6 protein-coding genes are annotated in these 6060 nt (G+C 59.5%); 5 read left to right on the top strand and 1 reads right to left on the bottom strand.

The features are described from left to right. The first annotated feature begins 218 nt into the window (after window positions 1–218). Window positions 219–443 (top strand): response regulator, encoded by a 225-nt coding sequence (locus tag DP107_RS19545; protein ID WP_238330980.1) that lies wholly within the window; start codon window positions 219–221, stop codon window positions 441–443. A gap of 245 nt (window positions 444–688) precedes the next feature. Here the strand turns inward: DP107_RS19545 and DP107_RS19540 are convergent, their stop codons facing one another. Continuing rightward, the gene (locus tag DP107_RS19540) at window positions 689–1378 is read right to left on the bottom strand and encodes a type IV pilin (RefSeq protein WP_185977421.1); all 690 of its coding nucleotides are present in this window, start codon (window positions 1376–1378) and stop codon (window positions 689–691) included. Window positions 1379–2218: 840 nt separating this feature from the next. Here DP107_RS19540 and DP107_RS19535 point away from each other — a divergent pair. The 4 genes from DP107_RS19535 to DP107_RS19520 form a co-directional block, all read left to right on the top strand. Next, window positions 2219–3733, top strand: a complete 1515-nt coding sequence (locus tag DP107_RS19535; RefSeq protein ID WP_238330979.1) for a hypothetical protein — start codon at window positions 2219–2221, stop codon at window positions 3731–3733. Window positions 3734–4035: 302 nt separating this feature from the next. Beyond that, a complete protein-coding gene (locus DP107_RS19530) occupies window positions 4036–4353 on the top strand; it encodes a toxin-antitoxin system TumE family protein (RefSeq protein ID WP_144263744.1) in 318 nt (105 codons plus the stop codon). 33 nt (window positions 4354–4386) lie between these two features. Beyond that, the gene (locus DP107_RS19525) at window positions 4387–4803 is read left to right on the top strand and encodes an HVO_A0114 family putative DNA-binding protein (protein ID WP_144263743.1); all 417 of its coding nucleotides are present in this window, start codon (window positions 4387–4389) and stop codon (window positions 4801–4803) included. Between the two features lie 500 nt (window positions 4804–5303). Further along, window positions 5304–6060, top strand: a 757-nt coding sequence (locus DP107_RS19520) for a helix-hairpin-helix domain-containing protein (protein WP_144263742.1), incomplete at its 3' end; no start/stop codon positions are given.

Genomic DNA, 6060 nt, shown 5'->3' with positions numbered 1-6060 from the left:
TGCGGCGATTCACGCCCGCCCTGAAGAGCGGGATTCTCTCGCCTAATGAAGATAGAGGGCGCATAGTCAGCATACCCAATTCTACTGACGGCCACCGCACGTGGGGTAGATTCCGAACAGAGTTGCGGCCCGGGGCGACCGGGGAGTTATCTAATTCGCGTCTCCGAAGAGAAGATAGTCGTATGGACGGTCAGACAGTTACCTAATCAATCCGGATCTTGCACGTCGATGACGAACCCGATTTCATCGATATAGCTTCCACTCTTCTGAATCTTAAAGACGATCGGTTCAGCGTCGAACTCGCGACGAGCGCAAGCGAAGGCGTGGATCGACTTGTCAGCACCGAATTTGATTGCGTGGTGTCCGATTACGAGATACCGGGACAGAACGGCATCGAATTTCTCGAAGCCGTCGTGGGCGGCTCACGGGTCCGCCTCCGGTAGCTGACGACCGAGCCCCTAGCTGGCTCGGGGCGGCGCGATCACCGACCGGCGTCGGTACGCCGCTGCGGAGTGGGTGGGTGGGCGGAACTTGACCAGGGACAGGGGTCTCAGGAGAACGATCGCGTCACAGGCACTCTCCTCTCGCGAATCGTACAGGGTGCGTCTCAGCGAGCTACGGGCGGTCTGTGGGCGCGCTTTGTGAGTTAATCACCAGACTCGTCACGCTCGGTGGCAGGTATAGCCTACTAAGGTGCAGTCATAGTGTCGCTATCAAGAATGCAGGCCTGATTGTTGGCTGGTTTCAGGCTGACCTTCATTTTGTCACCGGAGTCAAACTTGAGATCCAGATTACTTACCTTGACCTTCGATGGTGGGGGATTGCTCACTGTCACCGTCGTGTCCGCGACCCCATCCTCGAACACAGTAGCCCGTAGCGGGCCGTCGGCGTTGCGAAGCGAGGTTACTCTGAACGTTACTGATTGACCAGGAAAATTTATGTTATCGATTTCAACGTTTGCACTCGTCGCCGCCGCACCCGACGGCACGTCGTACCGGGAAATGACGGCACTGGAGTCGCCATCCTCCGCCTGCCAGATTAGGGTCAACTCCTCGCCGGGCGTCGCACTGACGGTTACAGAATCACCGCTCTTGACGCTGGTGGCGTTCCAACCTGGGACCGAGCGAGGGGTGGTGTACTGGGTGGCGGCTCCGCCGAAGTACAGTTGATCTCCGTCGATGGTTGGCCCGCCAGTATGCGTAACCTCGATTGCGCCACAGGCGTCAGTAGAGTACTCGAAACTCGCGGTCGGGATGTCGTTGCTGATTCGGTCGGAGACATCAAGAAGGTACACTCCGGTGGTCGTGCTTAGTATGATCACGACCCCAACCATAAGAATCGTACCGATTGCAGACGACGCCGCCTTGCTGTCAGCCAATAGGTTTGTACTCCTCATAGTCGTCTGGTGTTCGTGTGCTAGTCCAATCAGGCGCTAATAAATGTAGCATAACTGGGCTCTGTTGAATTCCTCTCTCCCAACACTTGTTCTTGCCAGAATAGTCGCTACGCTGGTGCGGGACTGCTCGTTAGAGAAATCACAAGTTTCGATGGATGATCTGGTGAGCGGACTGCACGTACAGCACTTATGTCTTATCAGGCGCACCGAAGCGCTACCGATTATCGCTCGGAACCGTACCGACCGATTCCCACCGCGATTAGTAGCAGTACAACTACAAGAGGTGTGTAACCGAGTTCGCCGGTATACGCCATTACCCCTACGAACATTGCAGCGACGAAGATTACAACATTCTTCCAACGGGCATTCACTCGCCCCCGAATCGCTTCGTTCATACACATTGTTGGTGGGCGTCATATTGACTGTTTCTCCAATAAACTCTATAGCGACTGTTAGTGGTTGTAGCGACGTTTTGAATGGCACAGAACCCAATAAACCGCGTACGCTGCTTCAGAGCAGAGGTAGCTCAGTCACTACAAACCGATACTTTCGATGCTGCTGAACACATCCTCTACATCTTGCACGCTATTTCTGTTAGTACGCGGTCTTGTCTACGCCCAACCGTGGGAGTGAGCTCACAAGTTGAGACTTGAAGTTCCACTACATTAGATAGTCCGCATCACGGACCTCACCCAGAGGTGGTTGGCTGGTCAGGCGTCACGCGAATTTCTCACAGACAAGGGAGTGAAGAGTTCGAGAGCAGTCGAGTGACCGTCTCGCCTGGCGCCAGCGGTGCCGAACGCTCTTCATCCAAACTCAAATATGGCTACTGACCAGCACACGCAGCGACGCGAGCGGAGCACCGACACGGAGACTGACCCCAACGCACCGAACGACGGCACTCCAGCAGCTGACCACATCCCCGTGACGGCGCTCATCGCCGAAGAACACACGCTCCGGTTCGCCGGACTCACAGACGGCGATGCAGAGGCAGTCCCCGGAAACGACGAGCGCTCACCGGAAGCCTGGTGTGGAGACGACAATGTAACCCCGCTCGAGCAAGCCATCGGGGTTCTGCCACGAGCCAGTTCCGGAGAACTCTGGGCGACCAACGAGTTCGTTGAAACCGACGGCGCCGTCAACGTCACCGTTATCGAGTCGGTTCACGGGCTCGATACGGATACACTCGAACGGACGGCCGGACGCTCGCTAGACGAGCTGGCCGCCCAGACCGACGCCGAGCCGATCGTCCCCGTCGACGATCATCAAGACATCGTCGACCGGCGCCGGAAGGCGCTGTGTGCGCTGGGCTACGACGTCCGGTTCCGCTGGCAGATCGCCTCCGACCGCTACTCGATTATCAATCCGCAAGAAGCCTACCAGCCGATCATCACTGCACTCCGGCGCCGAGGTGAGACCGGGGCATTCGGCTGGCTGAGCTACCGCGATTGGGGCGGGCTGCTCAAGCTGCTCGTCGTCTGTCCCGGCCTCAAGCAGGTCGTCGGCCCGCCTGAGGGGGCGGTCGACATCGACGACGAGGACGATATCGATGCCCTCGGGGACCGTCGCGTTGGGGATACCGGGGCGGCGGATTCAGACGGAGATCTAGTGGTGTACGGCGGCTTCGAGACGGGGTACGACTTCCGGGGAACCCAGACGCTGTGGGCGAAGCCGATCCTGTACTTCCCCGATAGCGAAACGATCGTTCCGGATACGGGCCAGCGGTACACGCGCCGGCACTACGGACAGGCGACCAACGCCGATCACGAACGGGCGAACGACCGGGTGCCCATCAGCGAGTGGTGGGCGTCGATCTACGACGACGTCGAGACGCGACTGGTCGATGTCGACGAAACACTCCGGCGAGCCCGGGCGATTACCTACGATTTCGAGGTACTTCCGTTCTCGGCTGCCGACTGCTACCGATACTGGGGTATTGCAGACACGTATGCCGCTGTCGCGGCTGACCGGGCGACCAGCCTCGCCGATCCCACGTCCCGACCGACGGTGTTCAACCTTCAGCTATCGTTGCTGCTCGCGCTGCTGGAGGAGTACACCGGGTCGTGGGCCTCGAACACATATCAGGAGTATATTGAGACCGCCGGGGAACTCATCCAGAAGCCGGCGATGATGATCCAACTGGCCATGCAGGAACACGACCGGCAGGTCGAAGACTCGGCCGAACGGGTCCTCACAGAGGGCCAGCAGACCTTGAGCAACGCCCTCGAGGACATCGTCGATATCCCGGGCATCGACGTCGACACGGAGGCCGCGCTCTCGGATGGGGAAGCCCAGCGACTCCACGACGAGGTTCAGCAGAAGCTAGACGATATCTGATTTTGAGCATCCTGTTAAACTATCAGACACTGATACGTTTCGGTGACCGTGCTGCATAGAGGGCGCGAATCTGGCACAAATCGAGATCGGTCCGCAGAGAAAGAATGATCGGTCAGTACAGGTGACTCACGGAACGCTCAGCACGCACGTTCACCGAACTAGTGATTCATCCGATTTGACGCGAAATAACCAACAAACAAGCTAACATCGACTAAAGATGTCGCCGACGAGCGGCGTTTCTGCTCGGTGTTGAACTTCTACCCAACGCTTATAGCGTTGGGGTATGTCCCAACACGTAAGGGATGCCCCCAGAGCCGCTCTTCCAATACACGCACGTCGAAGCTGGCCTCGTCGAGAACGTCGTGCTTCGGCCGACTGACAACACCGAGACGTACCCCTCGGGTTGGAAGTACACGCTCCATCTGGGCACCCTCGACGATCTCACGCTCGTCCGGTACGATAATTCCCACGAGGACACGAAGGGGCACGAGCATCACACCGCAGCCGGCGATCTCGACGGCGTCGAGTTCCCCGGGATGGAAAAGCTGCTCGTCGAGTTCTGGGCGAGCGCGGACGAGTACTGGGACGCTGTCGACGGCGACCCGCCCCGACCACACTGATCGAACACCACCCAACCCACCGCCACCCCGACCATGACCACACTCCACATCACCGTCGGCGACCGAGAACAGACCCGTCAGGACGCACTCCAATTCGTCCAAGACGTCGAGGCCGAGGATCTCGACGACCGGGACGGAAAAGCGACGCTCCAGTTCGGAACCTACGATGACTTCGTTGACAGTCTCACCCCGCTCCGCCTAAAGCTCATCCGAGCGATCGCTGAGAAAGCTCCCGAAAGCATGCGCGAAGCGGCGCGGCTCGTCGAGCGAGACGTATCGGACGTCCACTCTGACCTGAAGCAGTTGGAAGTACTGGGTATCCTGACGCTCGAAGCGGGCGGCCCCAGCGGCGCGATACAACCGATCGTCCCATTCGACCGCATCGAAGTCCACATCGACTACCCGCTCATCGATAACGGGGATGCCGACAGCGCTCCCGCGAGTGCGTAGTCGGGTCGTCTCAAACTAGGAGGATTCTCAGCGATCAGTGCGCACGTTCGTTCTAACAACTTATTCAGAGATACGATTCTGAAAATAACGCAGTCCCTGTGCTGACTACATCCTCTGTATCTCGCAAACTGTTGCTGACAGGGACTGAGTAGTAGTCGAAGACGCTTCTGCATAGAGGGCGCGAATCGGTCGCGAGACAGTCGTCATCTGGTGCGGAAACGGAGCAATAGATACAGATACTAACTGAATCAGCCGGACTATTGGGACTAACCTGGAGTCAACGCGTCGATTTCTCGCTTCCAATCGAACGACGGAGACTCCGAGAAAGGCAGTGAATGCGCTTCGACTCGGAAGCTCCAGAACGCACCCGTACCATATCATCCACAACTAGCGACGACGCGGACAGCCAGCCCGACGAACAGGCCGTCTTGAGCCACCTCGTACGGCGACTCCTTCGGCGCGAAGGTGGCCAGGTCCCGCTCGAAAGAATCACCCTTCGAGTGAGCGACTACGTCGATATCGGTGATCAGGCCGCCGCTGACCTCATCGACGAGGGTGCCGACGCCGGGATCTACACGCTCGAACGAGGTGCTGGTGGAACGACGACGATCACCGGCGTCACTCCCCACGGTCCCGAACCTGACGTCATCGTCGCAGCCTTCGGGGCCACGGCGGACACGCCCGACTTCACCATCATCAGCGTCGTGACCGAGAGCATCGACGAAGCCCTCCGGGAGGCGGGCTACGAGACGTTCGCGGACCTCGCTAACGCCGGTGTCGACGACCTCACCGGGCTGACCGGGACGCTCACCAAGAGCCGCGCAGCGGCCATCCTTCAAGAGGCACCCCAGCACGTCCCCGTAGGGACTCGTCTCGCATCTGCTGCCGCCCAGCGATACGCGCGTCGGCTCGACGCCGAGACGGACTGTGGTGTGGCCCGGGTTGTCGACCTCGCGACCACCGATATCGACGTTGGCGAACCGGTCTACCGAACTGCGGGACTCGATCCCGACTCTCTTGAGGCGCAGTACGTCAGTGCCGTCGGTCGCAACGCCGACGACCCCGTGGCGACCGGCCTCCACGTTCTCGACGACCCGGACCACCCGGACGTACCAAAGGCCGCGACACACCCCGATGCCGGCGACGACGCGCTCCCCGCCGACGATACCGGACAGGTCGTCCCGCCGGTGGTCCCGGTCGAACCGCGACTCCAGCTTCCCCTTGACGAACTGCTCGCGAAGAAACTCGCCCGAGGGC

This window comes from Haloglomus irregulare, from assembly GCF_007421925.1.
GTDB classification, from domain to species: Archaea; Halobacteriota; Halobacteria; order Halobacteriales; family Haloarculaceae; genus Haloglomus; species Haloglomus irregulare.
This window is presented reverse-complemented; position numbering and strand designations above follow the sequence as displayed.

Excerpts from the sequence above, each read along its gene's own strand:
- DP107_RS19535 (WP_238330979.1), top strand. The coding sequence starts at position 2,219 with ATGGCTACTGACCAGCACACGCAGCGACGCGAGCGGAGCACCGACACG.
- DP107_RS19530 (WP_144263744.1), top strand. The coding sequence starts at position 4,036 with ATGCCCCCAGAGCCGCTCTTCCAATACACGCACGTCGAAGCTGGCCTC.
- DP107_RS19525 (WP_144263743.1), top strand. The coding sequence starts at position 4,387 with ATGACCACACTCCACATCACCGTCGGCGACCGAGAACAGACCCGTCAG.